The sequence below is a fragment of the Sporolactobacillus vineae DSM 21990 = SL153 genome (assembly GCF_000377985.1).
In the GTDB taxonomy this organism is placed as follows: Bacteria; Bacillota; Bacilli; order Bacillales; family Sporolactobacillaceae; genus Sporolactobacillus; species Sporolactobacillus vineae.
This window is the reverse complement of the sequence record NZ_KB899042.1, coordinates 166,223-183,057: the sequence shown is the minus strand read 5'-3', so window position 1 is coordinate 183,057 and position 16,835 is coordinate 166,223. Positions and strand designations below refer to the sequence as shown.

Sequence of the window (16,835 nt, the reverse complement as noted above, 5' to 3'; positions counted from 1 at the left end):
TTGCTGAGAAGCGGTTGCCTGTTATTCTTCGCTGCGTCTCAAGCCCAGCATTATCAGAATCATCAGGATTCCGAAGAACGCTGTGACAAACAGTGCATGAAGCAGTAAAAAGACGAGAGCCATTCGGGTGATGATAATATAGATTCCGGAGATTGACTGCAGGATAATGAGTAATAAAGCAACAGACAGGATCACGGAAAGGCTTGGCATCGAACGATATTTTTTCAGGCAGGTGACAAGAGTGGCAATCAGCCAGATTAAAAGAATCGCGGCGAGCACCCGATGCAGATACTGAACGCCGGCTTTACTGATCAGCGGTTCAGGAAGAATTTGTCCGTTGCAAAGCGGAAAATCAGTGCAGCCGAGACTGGATTGCGTATGTCTCACAAAAGCGCCGGAATACATCAGCACATACGTATAAATGCCGAGAAGAATAAAATTCAATGTCATGCCCCGGCGAATGTGCGGGATGATCCTTTTTGCATGAGGCAGCGTTTCTTCACAGATCACAAAGGCGAGCAAAAGGTTGCTGGAAAAGGACAGAAGGGAGACGCCGAAGTGAAGGGCCAGAACAACCGATGATTGGCCCCAGACAACAGCTCCCATCCCGAGAAACGCCTGAAGAAATATAAAAAATACGGAGGAAATCGCCAGAAAGCGAACTTCTTTGATCTTTTTAAATCGGATCCAGGACCAGACGGCGACAATCACGACAAGAATTGAGGAGATTCCGGAAACAACCCGGTGGCTGAATTCAATCCAAGTCTGGTGCGCCTGTGATGTCGGTATCACCTGTCCGTTGCATAACGGCCAGTTATTGCCGCATCCATAGGCGGATCCGGTGTTGGTCACAAGCGTTCCCATCAGAACAACAATAAGAACAGCCAATGCAGCCAGCAGGCTGAGAAGTCGAAGATATCGGTCTTTCATATACAGATCACCTGTCTCTGAAATGTCTCAGGTTCATTATCCTGTTTGATCGGGCAGTACTTCAAAACCGGATATGAACCCAGTCTTTATTCTAACAGATTCACTGGAGAAGGGGGCATAATCTGTATGTTGCTGAGCAAGTTGTAAGAATACTGTCGCTAAATGTCGGATCGTCGTTGCCTTATATGTGATATTAGTCATTGTTTCATATTGAGGACAAATAAATGTTTTTCATATATAATAGTTTATGGATTCAGGAAGATTTTTGCAGTGCCGGATAGTTACCTGGATCGATGAGAACCAATTTGTTTCGTATTGATCGGCATAAATCGAAAATAAAATAGGAAATGTAATGGCAGCAATCTTTAACAGAGAGAAGGAATCATTTATGAGCAAACCGGTGTTCAGTGCGCAAACCATGGAAGAGACAGATCTGCGTACGGAAACAGAGGGGTCGGGCAGTCTGGTTAAAGACGTGCTGACCACAGTGAAAATCGGAATTGTGAATTCTAATTTAATCACTACATTTACAGGACTATGGCTGGCTTTGTATTTTACCGGCCAGTCGGTTTTATCGTTTCTTCTGCCGGGCTTTTTCGCACTTGCCGGAACCGCATTGATTATTGCGGGGGGCTGTTCCCTGAATAACTATATCGACAGGGATATTGATCCATTAATGGAAAGGACACAGAAACGGCCGTCGGCGACGGGCAGATTTACCGGGAGCAATGTTTTGAAAATGGGTATCTGCTTGTCTGTATCCGGTCTGATCCTGCTGCTTGCGGCTTCACCGACAGCCGCATTCTTCGGCTTTGTCGGGCTGTTTGTCTATGTATTGATTTATACGATGTGGCTGAAACGCACCTATACCATTAATACGGTTGTCGGCAGTATTGCCGGTGCAGTGCCGCCGCTTGTCGGATGGGCCGTAGTGGATCCGTCCATGACTTCACCGGTACCCTGGGTGCTGTTTCTGATTATGTTCCTCTGGCAGCCGCCGCATTTCCTTTCGCTCGCGATCAAAAGGGTTAAAGAATACCGTCGGGCAGGGATTCCGATGCTCCCGGTCGTCGCCGGTTTCTCAGTGACGCAGCGGCAGATGATCATTTATGTTGCCGTCCTGGTACCGGTTTCGCTGTTACTGTATTCTCTGGGCACTTTTTATATCGTGTCGGCACTGCTGCTTGGTTTCGGCTGGCTATGTTACGCCATTGCCGGACTGTTCACGAAGGATATTGTCAGATGGGCGCGGATCATGTTCGTGATCTCGCTGAACTATCTGACCCTGCTCTTCATGCTGATGATTATTGCTACCTTTATCTGATCCATTGATTTACCCATCTCCTTGTGAATTGCCGGGAAATAAGCTTCCCGGCAATTTTCATATCTGTGCCGGCGGTTAAATAGAATAGAATGCAGAACGCCCGTCCGAATATTTCCGGGAGACCGGCGGCCGGAGCAATCTCTACAATCTGCACCGGATACAGAATGTTTACGCATTTCCGTTTCTGTCAAAAATGGAGGGTAGAAATGCATGTCGGGGGGGAGGAATCCTGATGAACGGCCGTTTCCGGACGCAGACCCGAATCCTGCTCTTAGTCATCCTGCTGGCCGGTATTCCGCTGCTTTCCGGTTTATATGCTGAAGGGACACCTGCAGAAATGAAACGGACGCCGGCACAACTTGCCCGTCCCCATTTTTCACCTGTGCTCACGGATGAAAAAACACTTTCCGAGAAAATCAATCTGTACCGGCAACAGAACCACCTCAGAATGCTGAAAGCAGACTGGGACTTGTTCCGGCTTGCCCGGCTTGAGGCGAAAAGTCGGGCAGCCGGTAAGACTCATGCCCTGGTTGATCATAAACTGAATACACTGCTCTCAGGAATGGGCCGGAGCAAGATACGCGTGCATAGCCTGATTATTTCTGTGCCGCCGGACAAAAGACTTGCCGATCCCGCACTGTGGCCGGGCACGGCGATTGATCGGTTTGTAAGCAATAAATCTGTTTTATTCTTGGGGACAGGTCATGCCAGAAGTGCGGACGGTGAGTTCTGGGTGCTGTTAACAGCTGAGAAAATCAAATGAAAAGCGATTCACGACCGTGGCTTTTCGCATCTGGTAACGGTTATAATTGGGTCGTCAGATTAAACTATCCGGGAGGCAGAAGGTGCAAAGATTCAATAGAATAGTTTTCTTTCTTGCAGTTCTGGTATTCACCGGTATGTTTTTCATCAGTGAGATGAATCTCCCTGCCCGGATGGTACCGAATCCGGATTCGGTCAAATCGGTTTCCGCCGGAGTCTCTGCGGCACCTCCGGTAAAAATTCCTAAGACGGGGATCCAAAAACTGATCGGTAAAAGTGAAGAAAGTATCGTTCGCTCCTTCGGGAAACCGGAGCGAACGGATCCGACTGAATTCGGCTATCAGTGGTTGGTCTATGGCAGAAATACGGAGAATTATATTCAGATCGGAATCGGCCAACAATCGCATCGCGTGGAAACCGTCTATGCATTGGGCAGGAAATTGGATACCGCACCGTTTCTGATCGGTCAGCCGGCCGCTCATTTTTTAAAAAAGGAAGCAGCAACCGTGCCTTTAAATGAGAAGGGACTGATGGTTAACTTCGAATTGAATGCGGATGACCTGGCAGCAAGGCCGCTGATCCGGCTGAAATCCGGCTGGGCACAACTTGACATTGACCGGATGACCGGACGGCTGCAGGGCGTGCGCTATTTAAATTCAGCCGTTCTCTTGCTTCAGCGTCCTTATTCACTGAGCTATGCCGGACATTTACCCTCAAGACCGCAGATTTCATCGAAGCGCCAAACTGCAGTAGATCGCGGTGAGGAAAAAGAAATTTTTGATATAACAAATATTCTCAGAGCCCGGAATCACCGGGAGACACTCACGTGGGATTCCAGGGCCGCGCATGCCGCCTACCTGCATAGCCGGGAGATGAAACTCAGGAACTATTTCTCCCATGATTCCAAATGGTCCGGGGATTTAAAGACCCGGCTTGAGCGGGAAGGGATCCTTTTTCAATATGCCGGAGAGAATATCGCAGCGCGGTATACAGATGCTGCCGCAGTAACGATGGGCTGGCTGAACAGTCCGGATCATCGCAGCAACATGTTGAGCCCGGACTTTACTCAGCTCGGTGTCGGCGCGTTTACAAACGAGTATACTCAAGACTTTGTTTCCCCCATGCGCCCGTAAAATTGGGCGCACCTCTTTTCATCTGCCGATTATGATGGCATTAAGCAGGCTGCGTCTTCAGACACGGCCTTGAGCGGCCACCGAGGCATATATGCTGAGAGGGAGTGTGGATGATGGCTGAAGAGAAGACCAACGATGCATTGAACCGGTTCAAAAAATTTTTACGCAGAAACCCGGAAATTGTGGATTATGTCCGGGAACATCATTTAAGCTGGAGCCATCTGTTTGATGAATGGGTGATTTTTGGTGAAGATGATCCTGTCTGGGAAAAATACGGTGCCAAAGTCGCGAAAAAAGAAGAAAAAGATGCTCCGGCTTCATCACTGTCCTGGAAAAAGATCGTGGATAAAGTTGACCATATCGATACAGGACGCTGGCAGGAACGACTGAACACCGTGAATGGGGCATTAACCGGAATTCGCTCACTGATCAGTCAGTTCAGTCAGAACGGCAGCGGGCAAAACGGCGGGGCGCCTCAGCAGAACAATGGCGGCGGACAAAATGATGCCGCACAGGCGCCTGGCACAGGAACCGGCCCCGGGAACTCACCGGACACGCAGCGGCCGTATTATTTCTGAAAGGAAAGGTGACAGATGCGTACCGAGATCATCCAGTATCTGGATCAAAGACCGGATCAAAAACTGTTTGTCCGGCTGCATCCCGAGTGGTATCGCCTGCTGAGCAGAGATCCATGGCAACTGAACCGTTTAAAAAAATCTGCGGATGCTTTTTACGGCCGGACGCTCGGACAACGGCTGGACCGGCTGAATAGCCAGATTGGCCTGATGTCCATGCTGATGAATATGACCCAGGCGGTGGTGAGTCAGAGTCAGCCGGATAAGTGAGCGCAGGGAACGGACACAATGTGATTCGCATCGTGCCTGCGGTCATTAATGGAACTTTCCCATCATTTGTTGTATATTTTATGTAAGCCGGAGGTGTGGAAATGATAGCTACAACAGAAAGCGTGTCACTGCTTGACGAAACAGATCAGCTGGCATCGATGGTGATCCGGTCAGATGTGTATCAGCGTTATCTTGCATCACGAAGCCAGGTTGCCCGGAGTGAGACGGCACAGCATCTGATCAGACAGTTTAAAGATACAAGGGAAAAATACGATGAAGTTCAGCGCTTTGGACGGTATCATCCTGATTTTAAACGTGTGATTCACCTGATGATGGATGTCAAGCGTCAGCTGGATATGAATCCGCTCATTGCTGAGTATAAACGTTCGGAAACGGATCTGAATGATCTGCTCGGGAAAATCAGTCTGCAATTCGCCCGTTCTGTGTCGGACGAAATCATGGTTCCCACGGGAGACCCGTTCTTTGACAAATTAAATCACGGCGGGTGCGGCGCCGGCGGTAAGTGCGGATGCCGGACAAGAAGAAAACGAATCAGGAAGAAAGCATAAAAGGTGGATAAGCGGCAATGCCGATAAAAAAGAGAGACGGATTCATCGTGTGGATGTACAACACGAAATATTTGCGCGTGCTGAGACGTTATGGCTATGTTCACTATGTGTCCAGACGGATGAAATATGCCGTCATGTACTGGGATCATGATGCTACTGAATCAACGCTCGGTCAGCTGAAGAAAATGCGTTTTGTCCGCAGCGTGGAACCATCGCATCTTCAGGAGATCAGCACGACGTACGACAAAGGAAAGTCGGAATGGGAAGTTAAAGATGAAGTTCTGAATCCATGAGTCCCTGCATCAGCCGGACAGGCAGATCTGTTCTGCAGTACGCCGCGCGTTAACAGGCATAAAAAAAACCCGTATTCTCATGCGGGCGTCTTTATGCATCAACTGATGCAAGACAATGGGAGAGGAGAAACCGGCGGAAAACTTATGGGGAAACGTAAGTATCCGCGGTCGGTCAGCATCTTTGCCGATGCTGCCAGCTCCTATTATTCACGCTTCCTCTGAAAAATATACATCAGGCACCATTATATGCCGAAGGGATGAGCAGTCTGTGAGAGTCATTGCCGGTAAAAATAAGGGAAGGCAGCTGAAAGCCGTGCCCGGCCGTCTCACCCGGCCGACGACGGATAAGGTTAAGGAAACCATCTTTAACATGATCGGTCCGTATTTATCCGGCGGGCGTGTACTTGATCTGTATGGCGGCAGCGGCGGGCTGGGACTTGAAGCGTTAAGCCGGGGGGCAAACGAGGCTGTATTTGTTGACCGGGCTGCTCAGGCATGCCATGTCATCGCTGAAAATGCAGATAAATGCGGCTATACGGATCGCTGCCGGATTCTGCACCTGAATTCTGAGAAAGCACTGAGTCTGCTTGCCGAAAGCCGGGAAGTTTATGATTATGTGTTTCTCGATCCGCCCTATGCAAAGCAGCATCTGAATCAGGATATCGATTTCCTGACCAGGAAGAGAATGCTTGCACCGAATGCGGTCGTGATTGCCGAACATGAGGATACCGTCGTACTTCCGGACCGGACGGGCTCCGGTCTGATCCGGACAAAATACCGAACCTATCAAGGCAAGACTGCTGTTTCCGTCTACTGTATGACGCCAGAAGACCGAGGAGATGGACAACCATGAGTGAGAGAACGGCCATTTATCCCGGAAGTTTCGATCCGGTAACTTTTGGTCACCTCGACATTCTCAAGAGGGGACTCCGGGTATTTGATCACATTATCGTTGCCGTTTTGAATAATTCGAGGAAAGATCCGCTCTTCAGTGTCGAAGAACGTGTCGCTCTGCTCAAGAAAGCGACGGAGGGACTGGGTTCTGTCACCGTGGATTCATTCGACGGACTGCTGATGGACTATGTACATAAAAAAAATGTGAAAGTGGTTCTGCGCGGACTGCGGGCGATTTCTGATTTTGAATATGAACTTCAGATTGCTTCAATTAATAAAAATCTCAATCCGGAGATCGAGACGTGTTTCATGATGACCAGTAACCGTTATTCCTTTCTGAGTTCCAGTATGGTGAAAGAAGTCGCCAAGTACGGCGGATCGGTCCATGGCCTGGTACCTGAAATTGTTGAGAAATCCATTCAGGAGAAATTTGCCGAACAGTATCACCATTCCTGAAACGGATTAATGACGGGAGTGCCGGGCGCGGCGGATCAGAATCATGCAAAAAATCAGAAGGGCAGTAAATGTGAACCACGTACCGGCGGCAGGAAACAGCATGTCGCTCTGAAACAGCGGGTTTCCGGCCATGGCGGGTTGTGCTGATGACTGATCTGTATAGCGAAACAGATGATAAAGGATCCAGGCAGCAATCCCTGAGAAAATGCTGTGCAGCATTCTGCCGAGCATAAAAGGCCGGGCGCTGAGTCCTGCCTGCGAGAGAATACTGATTGCCTGCGCCTGTATTGAGAAACCGCAGAATCCGAGCAGAGCGGCCGCAGTGATGACCCGCTCCTCAAGGGGTGCCATCGCGCTGCCGACGCCATGAGTCCCAATGGTCAGTTCGAAGATGCCGGGCATCGCAGCCGGTCCGATCGAAGGCGCAATCCCCAGAATATGGAACAGGGAAATCAGGACATCAACAAAGATATTGATGATCCCGGCTTGTACCAGAAGCCGGTACGTCATCGAGAACAAGGCGATGAAACCGCCGATGGCGAGCAGTGTCTGAACGGAAGCGATCACGGCGTCGCCGAGCATTTTTCCCAATGGCTGATATCTGTTTACCCGGTCCTGATGCATGCGATCGAGTGCATTGGTAAAAACTGAATGCGTTCGGGCAGGATCAGTCCGGCCGTCCGATTTTTTTTTATAGGCCCGCATGGCGATGCCGACACCGATATTTCCAATATAATGGGAGAGCGCGAACAGGATACCCAGCGTTGCTTGATGAAAGAACTGAACGGCCATGACGCTGAACAGAAACAGCGGATTGCTGAAGTTAGTAAAACTTGAGAGCCGTTCCGCTTCATTTTTCGTCAGTTTCTGCTCTTTATAAAGCTTGGCCGTCATTCGTGCTCCGGCCGGAAATCCTGAAAAAAGTCCCATCATAAAAACGAAACCGCCGATTCCGGGGACGCGAAAAACAGGCCGCATCAACGGTTCCATTAGGACCCCTGTAAAGGTGACCACACCGAAACCGATCATCAGTTCCGAAAGGACAAAAAAGGGGAACAAGGCAGGGAAGACTTTATCCCACCAGATTTGCAGCCCTTCAGCGGAAGCACGGACCGCAGTGGTCGGATACCGAATCATCAGAAAAACAAGGCCTGCGGAAACCATGGCAAGCAGATATGTTGCGGTTCGTGAATATCTCATGGCAGTCTTCCTCTCACGTCCCTTGGAAACTTCTTGTCCTTATCACTTTATGCGGCGGGGTGGAAGAATTGCCGGATTCATCTGAAATTATTCTGTCCGGGACCGGCGGGAAAACAGGACCGTTAGTGTATCAGATCGGAATGTCGGATCCGTTCATCAGGAGGGAAAGCTATTGAACCGAAGAAAACGTTCTTATTTTAAGTGGATCTCACCGATCGTCATTGTCCTTCTTCTCCTTCTCGTATTCATCCGGCTGCCCTATTTTGTCCAGAGCCCCGGAAAGGCACAGACCATGAACGGCCTGGTCAGTGTCAGCAGTGCTCATCCGGTTCACGGCGATTATCGGCTTGTCTACATCTATCTCGGACAAGCCAATGTCTATCAGTACCTGTGGGCCAGTCTTGACGGGAATCCGTATACGACGCTCGTACCGGAGAGCGAGGTGAAGATTCCTGATGAAAGCGATGCGGCGTACAACCTGCGCCAGAAAAATTATATGACGCAGGCACAGCAGGCTGCATCCTATGTGGCCTACAAAGCAGCAGGAAAGAAACCGGAGCTGATTCAGGACGGAGCACTGGTGCTTGATGTGATGTCCGGCATGCCTGCTGCAAAGGTGCTGAAGACCGGAGATCTGATCATCGGTGCAGAGCAGCATAAAGTGTCGTCGACGGCACAATTAAACACTTTGATCAAGAACAAAAAACCGGGCGATCGGGTGAACCTGACTGTGAGACGGGGAAATAAGACGGAGAATCTGACCGTAACGATTGCCAGATTTCCGAAAAGTCTTGCCGGAAATGGAAAAAAGCAGGGGATTGGTATCTATCAGAGTGATCAAATGAAAGTGAACGTCCATCCTCCGGTCCGTTTTAAGATCACCAATATCGGTGGTCCGTCAGCCGGTCTGATGATGACTTTGGACATCTACGATCAGCTGACCCGGCAGGATCTGGCGAAGGGAAGGAATATCGCCGGTACAGGGACGATTGAAATGGACGGCTCGGTCGGCCCAATTGGGGGTATTGCTGAGAAGATTGTCGGCGCCGATCAGTCAGGTGTTTCGATATTCTTTGCGCCTGTTGCAGACAATGAATATAAGACAGCCGTCCGGACAGCGAAACGGATCGGTTCGAAAATGAAAATTGTTCCGGTCCGTACTTTTCAGGATGCAGTCGGTTATCTGTCACGATGAATGTACAGTGATTTGCTAATCCGTTTGTTGATTTGCATGCATCGGGTGAACAAACTGCCCCTTGTGCTCATCATAGCGAACCGGTGCCTGTCCTGTTTCACCAGGAGAAAAGGAAGATCTTCCGGAAAGATAGTCGTAGACGGCCGCCGCTTTCAGATCGAGATCAAGAATCGGCGTACGGTGCTGGCGGATCTTTGAGACGACCGGGATCGCGAAATCTTTGCGCATGGCTGCGAGATATTTTTGGCCTCTAAGGCGCATGCCCAGCAGCCTCAGATAGTCTGCGTCTTTTGCTGCTGCCGGCTTTCTGGCCTCGCTCTTTTCGGTATCCGTCAGAATGTGCACGCAGAGCCGTTGCAGCCGCGACCAGGTATATCGCTTTGTTTTTACTTGAGACAGAAATTCATGGAAGGTCGCAGAGCGTTGAATACAGGCCAGCAGACGGTGCTCGATCCCTTCTTCGGCCTCATAGATTTTTTCCAGTTTCCCTGCACGGGAAGAAAGAAGTTTGTATTTGAGAAAAGGGAAGAACGCCTCCCAGTCGGCCAGTTCATTTTTTTTAATGGACTTCTCAAGCAGAGTCGCTGTAAAACCGGGCACTTTGTCACGAACAGATGCCACCGAATAACTTTGCCGGAGTGCATCACGAATGCTGGTGGCGCTGGCGATCCGTCCCGTTTTACACAGTTCGGGATCATTGTGTCCCGCATCTTTTCTGCCGATCGTCACAGGAATGATCCGACCGCCGCGCTGCTCAATCGCTCGCAGATAGTGATAGCCGAGGCTGTTGTTCGGCTGCGTCAGATCCAGCAGATCCTTGTTTGCTGACTGTGCTGCCAGACTCCGGTAGGCAGCTGCATGCGCATTCGGGTAGCTGATGCCGTTTTTCAGCGCATCCATCAAGTGGGCCCGATAGTCCTCGCGATGCTGTCTGATCAGGCGGAACGTATTCTGAAAAGGTTCAATCCGCCCGGCTTCACTGCCGAAAACGAGATGGGTCACGCCAAGATGATCCAGCACCGAAACAGCGCCGCCGGCAAAAATATCTGCCTTTCCGACAGCATAAATATAAGGAAGTTCAAAGATGAGGTCAGCGCCTTCATGCAGGGCCATGGCCGTCCGTGTCCATTTTGAAACAACGGCCGGTTCGCCGCGCTGGACAAAGTCGCCGCTCATCACGACGACAATCAGATCAGGGTTCAGCTGTTCCTGCACTTTTTTTAACTGAAAAAGGTGTCCGTTATGAAACGGGTTATATTCAGCAACAATTCCGGCAATAATCAAATTACATCGTCCTAATCAATCAGAATTAACTCATTTTAACATATATTATTGGAAACGAAAAATTGCCAAATCTTATTTTCCTGTGTTAACCTGAAAGTACGGTGCAAAGGCAATTGACTTTGCACAGGGCAGAGATTATAATAACTCTTGTTGTCTAGAGGTGGTTCTATGTCTTTATCCTGGTCAGTTCCTGAACTGCTGAAACATAAGCATGAAGGATTTGGTTTTCACGAAGAAATTGTATTGCCTCTGGAATTGTTTCGAGCGGATCCTGAAATCAGAAGTTTGTCACCTGTTGATGTCAAAGGTGTTGTTGAGTTTTCAGCACGTGCACTGACGTTTCATTTGCAACTAACCGGAACGATGGTGCTGCCGTGCGCGATAACCCTGGAGGATGTCGACTATCCCTTTGAGATTAATACTTCAGAGACTTTTTTGCTTGCCGGCGCAGAACTTGAGGCGTCCGGTCAGGAGGATGAAGGTTTTCTCCATTATCCGGAAGATGACCGGATTGACCTGGTGCCTTCTCTTGTCGAGGCGATTCTTGTTGAGAAGCCGATGCGCGTGGTCAGCGCGAAAGCCGGGGCGGCTGAGTTATCTGGAAATGGCTGGGAGCTTGTGACAGATGAAACTGCAAAGCAGCGTATTGATCCGAGACTTGAGAAACTAAAGAAGTTTTTTGACAATTAATAGAGTTTGTTCGGGCAGGAAAAGATCCGGATATCTCTAAATAGATTGAGGAGGTGCGAACCGTGGCAGTACCTAAGAGAAGAACGTCGACGACACGTAAGAACAAACGCCGGACACATTTTAAACTGGCTGTTCCGGGCATGGTTAAATGCGATAACTGCGGTGAATACAAACTGGCTCATCGTGTATGCCCGAATTGCGGCTCATATAAAGGTGAAACCGTCGTAGAAAAATAATGATCGAGGATATGATCCGGGAGAAGCAGAAGCTTCTTCTTTTTTTTATACCCTTTTTTTCTGTGATTCTACTCCTTCTATTAATTGCATAGGGATGAGTAAAAGCTTTTAAAATAAATCAAAAAGAAAAGAGGGAAGCAACATGGCCTTTATTCGTCAGGATGCCTGGTCGCCGGAAGAAGACAAAAAGCTGGCGGAGCTGATTCTGAAACACATTGAATCGGGAAGCACTCAGCTTGCAGGTTTTGCAGAAGCAGCGCCCATTCTCTCACGTACACCTGCTGCCTGCGGATTTCGCTGGAATTCGTCAGTTCGCCGTCAATATGACCAGGAGTTGGCTGAAGCCAAGAAAAAACGGAAAACGTTGAAACTGCGAAAAGGGCATAAGCTTTTACCGGATGCCGGAGCGGTGGCTGCTAAGGAAGCTGTTCCCGACAGGGATCCATTCTCCGCGGAGACGCTGGATACGCTGATTCAATTTCTGCTTGATTTGAAACGAGGCAGAACTGGAAGCGACGAGGTGAACCGGGAGCGCCTGGACGCTTTGGAACAGGAGATTGGCAAACTTAAAGAAGAAAATCAGCAGCTCCGTAAAAATTCCGAGGCATTTATCGGCGTTATGAATCTGCTGGACCGGGCCAGGAAACAAGGGCTGAAAGTACCAGAACAAAAATAGTCATTCCAAGGTAAAACGTGAAAAATCATGTACCGGAAGATTCGTCGGGATCCAATCGATTCCGGCATTTTTTACGCCTCCAGACCATGGAGCAGCGACAGTATTTTTAAATGAAAATTTTGTAGTGATCATTTTCCTTCGGTTCAAAAAACGAGTGTATTGCCCGTGAAGGACCAGATAAGAATAACTAAGCCTTAAGATTTAAAAATTAAGTGGTGAAAAGTGGTGGGTTGTGGTAAAGTAGGACCAAGAGGAGGCGTCCTGCGATGTTTATGGGTGAATTCAATCATAGCATTGACACCAAAGGACGTCTCATTATACCGGCGAAATTCCGTGAAGAGCTGGGCAGTTCATTCGTTATCACGAGGGGTCTGGAGAAATGTCTCTTCGTCTACCCGATGACCGAATGGCATCAGATCGAGGAGAAGCTGAAAGCACTCCCATTCACCAAGAAAGATGCAAGGGCGTTTACGCGTCTGTTCTTTTCGGGGGCCAGTGTCAGTGAACTGGACAAGCAGGGCAGAGTCACCATAGGAAATGGACTGAGAGAGTACGCATCGCTTCAGAAAGATTGTGTTGTGCTCGGTGTTTCGACCAGACTGGAAATATGGGACAGCAAATCATGGCATGACTATTTTGAAGCGTCTGAGGCATCCTTCAGTGATATTTCCGAAACTTTGCTCGATGCCGGCCCGTTATCCGGGATGTGACACGAAACCTTTCTGATCCTGAGTTAACGCAAGGAGTATGGATGCGTATGTTTGAACACACGACGGTACTGAAGAAAGAAGCGGTGGAGGGTCTGAATATCCGGCCGGACGGAATCTACGTCGACTGTACGTTAGGCGGTGGCGGTCACAGTGAAGCAATCGTCACCAGACTGACCTCAGGCCGGCTTTATGCGTTCGACCAGGATCAGGAGGCTCTCCATGCTGCTGAAAAAAGACTTGAGCTGTATGTCGGGAAAATCACTTTTATTAAATCCAATTTTCGTTACATGAGACAGATACTGGAAAATGAAAACGTTACAGGTATCGACGGAGTCTTGTTCGACCTGGGCGTTTCTTCACCGCAGTTCGACCATGCGGAAAGAGGATTCAGTTATCAGCAGGACGGACCACTGGATATGCGTATGGACCGAGATCAGGCACTGACGGCGGAGAAAATTGTCAACGAATGGCCGTATGACAAACTTGTCCATATATTTTTTATGTATGGTGAGGAACACTTTTCTAAGCCCATTGCCCGTCTGATCGAGGACCGCCGCAAGCGGCAGCCGATTCAATCCACAGGGGAACTGTCGGACCTGATTAAGGAAGCCATTCCGGCTCCTGCGCGACGAACAGGCGGCCATCCGGCAAAGCGTGTCTTTCAGGCATTGCGGATCGCCGTGAATGATGAACTGGGCAGTCTGGACGAAGCCCTTCATCAGTCACTGGAGCTGTTGAATGTTGGGGGACGGCTCTCGGTCATCACCTTCCAGTCTCTGGAAGACAGACTGTGCAAGCAATTTATAAAAAAATACAGCGAATGGCCCGAGCTGCCCTTAGGTATTCCGCAACTGCCGGATCACGATCAGCCGGTTTTGAAGAAAGTAACCCGGAAGCCCATCGTTCCGTCAAAATCGGAAGTTGACAACAACCGCCGCGCCAGGTCGGCAAAATTAAGAGTCGCTGAAAAAATAAGATCAGTTGAGGGGGAAAACCAATGAGTCAGTCGCAGCATGCATTTCGTTCACAAGAATCAGAATACACAGCGCCGGAACGCCGTTATATCGAAGAACCTCTGGTCCGTACACGTCATATTACCAAGGGCGAGCGACTGCTCTGGATTGCAGCGGGTTTTCTGTTTTTTTTCCTCGCGGCACTGATCATTACGAACCAGGCAAGATTGTACCATACGTCCAGCCAGATCCAGAATCTGCAGAATTCGCTGGGCAATCACGAGAAAACTGTACAGCAGTTAGAATCACAGGCAGACAGCCTGAGTTCCCCGGACCGGATTGTCCGGTTCGCCGAAAAGAATCTTGGCTTGAAACTCAATATTAATAATATCAAGGTTCTCCCATAAGGAGGTCTGACCGGTGTTTCAACAGAAAAGAAGAGCATTAACGTATTGGACGGTATTGGTCGGCAGTGTTTTCATGCTGACTTTTTTTATTATTATCGGCAGGTTTGTATTTATTGCCCAGGGCAAGGAAATTGACGGACACCGACTCATTCAGCTGGGCCATCAGCAGTGGACGCAATATAAACTGGTTGACGAAAAACGGGGAACAATTTTTTCAAGCGACGGGCAGATTCTGGCTGAGGATGTGCCTTCGTACACACTCTATGCCGTGCTCAGCCCGACTGCCGGCAAGGATTTTAACGGGCACTACAGATATGTCCGGGATAAGCGGAAAACGGCGCAGGAACTGGCACCCATTCTGAAAATGCCGGAGCAGACCATTCTCACTAAACTCAGCCTGTCCCGCTATCAGGTGGAATTCGGTTCCAGGGGACACATGCTCAGTGTGGCGACCAAGGAAAAAATCGACCGGCTCCATCTTCCCGGCATCAACTATTATACTGAATCGAAGCGCTATTATCCGTCTCAATCCAGTGCTGCCTACACCATCGGGTTCACCCAGAAAAATCCTGAGACAAACAGTCAGACGGGGGTTTTCGGCATCGAGAAGGCGCTTAACCGATACCTGACGGAAAAGGACGGCTCAGTGCGCTATTACCGAAGTACCGGGGGCGTACCGATACCTGATGAGGCGCAGAAGATGACGAAAGCCGTTCCCGGTAAAAATGTGACGCTGACACTGAATTCCCGGGTTCAGACGGTGCTGGATCAGGCGATGGCCAATGTCAACCATACGTATCGGCCCAGTGGGATGATCGGTATTGTCGCGGATCCGAAAACGGGCAAAATTCTTGCGATGTCGACTTATCCTGATTTCAATTTGAACAAACGGGATATTAAGCAGTATACGAATAGTGCGATTGCTTCGCCTTTTGAACCCGGATCGGTGATGAAAACCTTTACCATAGCTTCTGCCATTGATGCCGGTGTCTATAAAGGCAATGCCACCTACAAATCCGGCAGCTACCGGACAAAGGGCGGCGTCATCCATGACTGGGACCTTTCCGGATGGGGCAATATTAATTTTGATCAGGCGTTTGAACTGTCCTCAAATGTCGGTATGTCGGTTCTGACAGATAAGTATATTGGAACAGGCCGGTTTCAAAGCTATCTGAAAAAATTCGGTTTCATGAAGCCGACCGGAATCGATCTGCCGGGTGAACAGCCGGGGATTGTGAACTGGAACTGGCCGATTGACAAACTGGAAGCTTCCTTTGGACAGGCTTCATCATTTACCGCGATGCAGATTGTCCAGGCTTCGACCGCCATTGCAAACAACGGGACGATGATGCGGCCTTATGTTGTGGACAAAGTGGTTAATCCGCAAACGGGAAAGACAGTCATGCAAAACCGTCCCCATGTTTCCGGCCATCCGATTTCCGCAGCGGCAGCTGCTCAAACCCGAGCACTGATGCGCCAGGTCGTCAGTAATAAAAATGTCGTCAAGGGATACAGCGCAACCGGTGTGGCCTATGATTTACCCGGTTACGATGTCATCGGCAAGACGGGCACAGCCCAGATTGCGAGCAAGGGGCAATATCTTGTCGGAAAAAATAATTACATTTTCTCATTCCTTGGGATGGCTCCGGAGAAGAATCCGAAAATGATTGTCTATGTGGCTGTGAAACAGCCTCATCTGAAACCTACGGATCTGGGGTCGGAACCTGTAGTATCAATTGTGCGTCCGGTGATGACCAGCACGCTTCAGTATTTTCAGGTGGATAAAAAGCTGACGAGCAGCGGCGGCCAGCTGGCACAGCAGGCAGCCCGTATTCCGGATTTTACCGGAAAACCGATCAGCGATGCAGCCCTTACAGTACAAGGACTGGGTCTGAATCCTGTTCAGCTTGGCACAGGAACGGTGACGGCACAGCTGCCTGCATCGGGCGAAAAGCTGATGCAGGGGAATCGGGTCCTTCTCCGCGGCGAAGGACAGACAGTGATGCCCGATCTTAGCGGCTGGACGCTGGCAGATGCCATGAAGCTGTCGCATTTCCTTGGCCTGCGTCTGGAGACTGGGGGAAGCGGCTATGTATCGACGCAGAGTCCGTCGGCCGGTACGCCGGTCGCAAAGGGCACCGTCATTCGCGTCACCCTGAATCCGCCGGGAACGAAAACGGTTCAGGGCACAGCAGCAAATACCGGAAAACAATAATTTTAAGATTTGCGCGGCCATGATCACAAACCAGTCCTTTTCGGAAAGGCCCGTTCTATTTTT

General features: G+C 49.6%; 21 protein-coding genes. 18 read left to right on the top strand and 3 right to left on the bottom strand.

Going from position 1 to position 16,835, the window contains the following annotated elements; all coding sequences use genetic code 11:
- Positions 1 to 21 precede the first annotated feature (21 nt).
- Positions 22 to 930 carry a COX15/CtaA family protein gene (locus tag D889_RS0100955; RefSeq protein WP_010631056.1) on the bottom strand — a complete coding sequence of 303 codons (909 nt, stop codon included), beginning with the start codon at positions 928 to 930 and terminating at the stop codon, positions 22 to 24.
- A 388-nt stretch (positions 931 to 1,318) separates the two neighbouring features.
- Here D889_RS0100955 and cyoE point away from each other — a divergent pair, with 388 nt between their 5' ends.
- From cyoE to coaD, 10 genes are all read left to right on the top strand, one after another.
- Positions 1,319 to 2,254 (top strand): heme o synthase, encoded by a 936-nt coding sequence (gene cyoE / locus D889_RS0100950; RefSeq protein ID WP_010631055.1) that lies wholly within the window; start codon positions 1,319 to 1,321, stop codon positions 2,252 to 2,254.
- A gap of 232 nt (positions 2,255 to 2,486) precedes the next feature.
- A complete protein-coding gene (locus D889_RS0100945) occupies positions 2,487 to 3,017 on the top strand; it encodes a hypothetical protein (protein ID WP_010631054.1) in 531 nt (176 codons plus the stop codon).
- A gap of 82 nt (positions 3,018 to 3,099) precedes the next feature.
- Positions 3,100 to 4,149: a CAP domain-containing protein gene (locus D889_RS0100940; protein WP_010631053.1), complete on the top strand. Its 1,050-nt coding sequence runs from the start codon at positions 3,100 to 3,102 to the stop codon at positions 4,147 to 4,149.
- A 113-nt stretch (positions 4,150 to 4,262) separates the two neighbouring features.
- A complete protein-coding gene (gene ylbD / locus D889_RS0100935; RefSeq protein WP_018962067.1) occupies positions 4,263 to 4,727 on the top strand; it encodes a spore coat protein YlbD in 465 nt (154 codons plus the stop codon).
- Positions 4,728 to 4,742: 15 nt separating this feature from the next.
- Positions 4,743 to 4,994: a YlbE-like family protein gene (locus D889_RS0100930; RefSeq protein ID WP_010631051.1), complete on the top strand. Its 252-nt coding sequence runs from the start codon at positions 4,743 to 4,745 to the stop codon at positions 4,992 to 4,994.
- A gap of 101 nt (positions 4,995 to 5,095) precedes the next feature.
- Positions 5,096 to 5,563, top strand: a complete 468-nt coding sequence (locus D889_RS0100925; RefSeq protein ID WP_010631050.1) for a YlbF/YmcA family competence regulator — start codon at positions 5,096 to 5,098, stop codon at positions 5,561 to 5,563.
- A gap of 17 nt (positions 5,564 to 5,580) precedes the next feature.
- Entirely contained in the window at positions 5,581 to 5,856 is a 276-nt protein-coding gene (locus D889_RS0100920) for a YlbG family protein (protein WP_010631049.1), read from the top strand.
- 93 nt (positions 5,857 to 5,949) lie between these two features.
- Positions 5,950 to 6,078 carry a hypothetical protein gene (locus tag D889_RS15875; RefSeq protein ID WP_018962066.1) on the top strand — a complete coding sequence of 43 codons (129 nt, stop codon included), beginning with the start codon at positions 5,950 to 5,952 and terminating at the stop codon, positions 6,076 to 6,078.
- A 46-nt stretch (positions 6,079 to 6,124) separates the two neighbouring features.
- Positions 6,125 to 6,709: a 16S rRNA (guanine(966)-N(2))-methyltransferase RsmD gene (rsmD, locus tag D889_RS0100910; RefSeq protein WP_010631048.1), complete on the top strand. Its 585-nt coding sequence runs from the start codon at positions 6,125 to 6,127 to the stop codon at positions 6,707 to 6,709.
- Positions 6,706 to 7,206, top strand: a complete 501-nt coding sequence (gene coaD / locus D889_RS0100905) for a pantetheine-phosphate adenylyltransferase (protein ID WP_010631047.1) — start codon at positions 6,706 to 6,708, stop codon at positions 7,204 to 7,206. Before rsmD ends, coaD begins: the two co-directional genes overlap by 4 nt.
- A 6-nt stretch (positions 7,207 to 7,212) precedes the next feature.
- Here the strand turns inward: coaD and ylbJ are convergent, their stop codons facing one another.
- Positions 7,213 to 8,406: a sporulation integral membrane protein YlbJ gene (ylbJ, locus tag D889_RS0100900; RefSeq protein ID WP_010631046.1), complete on the bottom strand. Its 1,194-nt coding sequence runs from the start codon at positions 8,404 to 8,406 to the stop codon at positions 7,213 to 7,215.
- Between the two features lie 172 nt (positions 8,407 to 8,578).
- On the opposite strand from ylbJ, the gene D889_RS0100890 reads away from it, so the two are divergent.
- A complete protein-coding gene (locus D889_RS0100890) occupies positions 8,579 to 9,601 on the top strand; it encodes a SepM family pheromone-processing serine protease (RefSeq protein ID WP_010631045.1) in 1,023 nt (340 codons plus the stop codon).
- 15 nt (positions 9,602 to 9,616) lie between these two features.
- Here the strand turns inward: D889_RS0100890 and D889_RS0100885 are convergent, their stop codons facing one another.
- Positions 9,617 to 10,885: a nucleotidyltransferase gene (locus D889_RS0100885; RefSeq protein WP_010631044.1), complete on the bottom strand. Its 1,269-nt coding sequence runs from the start codon at positions 10,883 to 10,885 to the stop codon at positions 9,617 to 9,619.
- A gap of 168 nt (positions 10,886 to 11,053) precedes the next feature.
- Here D889_RS0100885 and D889_RS0100880 point away from each other — a divergent pair, with 168 nt between their 5' ends.
- From D889_RS0100880 to D889_RS0100850, 7 genes are all read left to right on the top strand, one after another.
- Positions 11,054 to 11,575, top strand: coding sequence for a YceD family protein (locus D889_RS0100880; RefSeq protein WP_010631043.1), 522 nt, complete (start codon positions 11,054 to 11,056; stop codon positions 11,573 to 11,575).
- A 62-nt stretch (positions 11,576 to 11,637) separates the two neighbouring features.
- A complete protein-coding gene (gene rpmF, locus D889_RS0100875) occupies positions 11,638 to 11,811 on the top strand; it encodes a 50S ribosomal protein L32 (RefSeq protein ID WP_010631042.1) in 174 nt (57 codons plus the stop codon).
- 142 nt (positions 11,812 to 11,953) lie between these two features.
- A complete protein-coding gene (locus D889_RS0100870) occupies positions 11,954 to 12,487 on the top strand; it encodes a hypothetical protein (RefSeq protein ID WP_010631041.1) in 534 nt (177 codons plus the stop codon).
- A 266-nt stretch (positions 12,488 to 12,753) separates the two neighbouring features.
- Positions 12,754 to 13,197, top strand: a complete 444-nt coding sequence (gene mraZ, locus D889_RS0100865; protein WP_010631040.1) for a division/cell wall cluster transcriptional repressor MraZ — start codon at positions 12,754 to 12,756, stop codon at positions 13,195 to 13,197.
- Positions 13,198 to 13,244: 47 nt separating this feature from the next.
- Positions 13,245 to 14,198: a 16S rRNA (cytosine(1402)-N(4))-methyltransferase RsmH gene (gene rsmH, locus D889_RS0100860; RefSeq protein WP_010631039.1), complete on the top strand. Its 954-nt coding sequence runs from the start codon at positions 13,245 to 13,247 to the stop codon at positions 14,196 to 14,198.
- Positions 14,195 to 14,557: a cell division protein FtsL gene (gene ftsL, locus D889_RS0100855; RefSeq protein ID WP_010631038.1), complete on the top strand. Its 363-nt coding sequence runs from the start codon at positions 14,195 to 14,197 to the stop codon at positions 14,555 to 14,557. The genes rsmH and ftsL overlap by 4 nt, the downstream gene beginning before the upstream one ends.
- Before the next feature lie 13 nt (positions 14,558 to 14,570).
- Positions 14,571 to 16,772, top strand: coding sequence for a penicillin-binding protein (locus D889_RS0100850; protein WP_010631037.1), 2,202 nt, complete (start codon positions 14,571 to 14,573; stop codon positions 16,770 to 16,772).
- The last annotated feature ends 63 nt before the right edge of the window (positions 16,773 to 16,835 follow it).

Excerpts from the sequence above, each read along its gene's own strand:
- D889_RS0100920 (WP_010631049.1), top strand. The coding sequence starts at position 5,581 with ATGCCGATAAAAAAGAGAGACGGATTCATCGTGTGGATGTACAACACG.
- ftsL (WP_010631038.1), top strand. The coding sequence starts at position 14,195 with ATGAGTCAGTCGCAGCATGCATTTCGTTCACAAGAATCAGAATACACA.
- rsmH (WP_010631039.1), top strand. The coding sequence starts at position 13,245 with ATGTTTGAACACACGACGGTACTGAAGAAAGAAGCGGTGGAGGGTCTG.
- D889_RS0100930 (WP_010631051.1), top strand. The coding sequence starts at position 4,743 with ATGCGTACCGAGATCATCCAGTATCTGGATCAAAGACCGGATCAAAAA.
- D889_RS0100925 (WP_010631050.1), top strand. The coding sequence starts at position 5,096 with ATGATAGCTACAACAGAAAGCGTGTCACTGCTTGACGAAACAGATCAG.
- coaD (WP_010631047.1), top strand. The coding sequence starts at position 6,706 with ATGAGTGAGAGAACGGCCATTTATCCCGGAAGTTTCGATCCGGTAACT.
- D889_RS0100955 (WP_010631056.1), bottom strand. The coding sequence starts at position 930 with ATGAAAGACCGATATCTTCGACTTCTCAGCCTGCTGGCTGCATTGGCT.
- D889_RS15875 (WP_018962066.1), top strand. The coding sequence starts at position 5,950 with ATGCATCAACTGATGCAAGACAATGGGAGAGGAGAAACCGGCGGAAAA.
- D889_RS0100945 (WP_010631054.1), top strand. The coding sequence starts at position 2,487 with ATGAACGGCCGTTTCCGGACGCAGACCCGAATCCTGCTCTTAGTCATC.
- mraZ (WP_010631040.1), top strand. The coding sequence starts at position 12,754 with ATGTTTATGGGTGAATTCAATCATAGCATTGACACCAAAGGACGTCTC.
- cyoE (WP_010631055.1), top strand. The coding sequence starts at position 1,319 with ATGAGCAAACCGGTGTTCAGTGCGCAAACCATGGAAGAGACAGATCTG.
- ylbJ (WP_010631046.1), bottom strand. The coding sequence starts at position 8,406 with ATGAGATATTCACGAACCGCAACATATCTGCTTGCCATGGTTTCCGCA.
- D889_RS0100880 (WP_010631043.1), top strand. The coding sequence starts at position 11,054 with ATGTCTTTATCCTGGTCAGTTCCTGAACTGCTGAAACATAAGCATGAA.
- D889_RS0100870 (WP_010631041.1), top strand. The coding sequence starts at position 11,954 with ATGGCCTTTATTCGTCAGGATGCCTGGTCGCCGGAAGAAGACAAAAAG.
- ylbD (WP_018962067.1), top strand. The coding sequence starts at position 4,263 with ATGGCTGAAGAGAAGACCAACGATGCATTGAACCGGTTCAAAAAATTT.